The sequence below is a fragment of the Neobacillus drentensis genome (assembly GCF_036966985.1).
Classification (GTDB): domain Bacteria; phylum Bacillota; class Bacilli; order Bacillales; family Cytobacillaceae; genus Neobacillus; species Neobacillus drentensis_E.
The window spans coordinates 305-576 of record NZ_JBALSN010000814.1; the positions used below are offsets into that span (position 1 = coordinate 305).

Below are 272 nucleotides of genomic sequence, written 5' to 3' on the forward strand. Positions count from 1 at the left end.
CGTAACCGGCATAGGTGCTTTTGGCGATACCTAGGCGATCTGCCGTATGCTGGAGAGACCATTTTTTCTTTTTTCTAAGGGTGGTTAAACGATCGAGTATCATACATGAACGCTCCTTTATATACAACAACAGTATATCATATTTTGACAAAGAGTGTACGCGTTATGCGTAATAATTTCTTGATTAATTCGCGTTATGTGACTATAATGGCAATGAAGGTACGCGTAAAGCGTATATTATAGAATAGCACAAGCTGGCTTATAATATGTGT

The 272-nt window shown here is 38.2% G+C and carries 1 pseudogene; it reads right to left on the reverse strand.

Annotated elements, in window-relative coordinates:
- Positions 1-103 (reverse strand): annotated as a pseudogene (locus tag V7659_RS31980) (transcriptional regulator); the annotation flags it as partial.
- Positions 104-272: the final 169 nt, after the last annotated feature.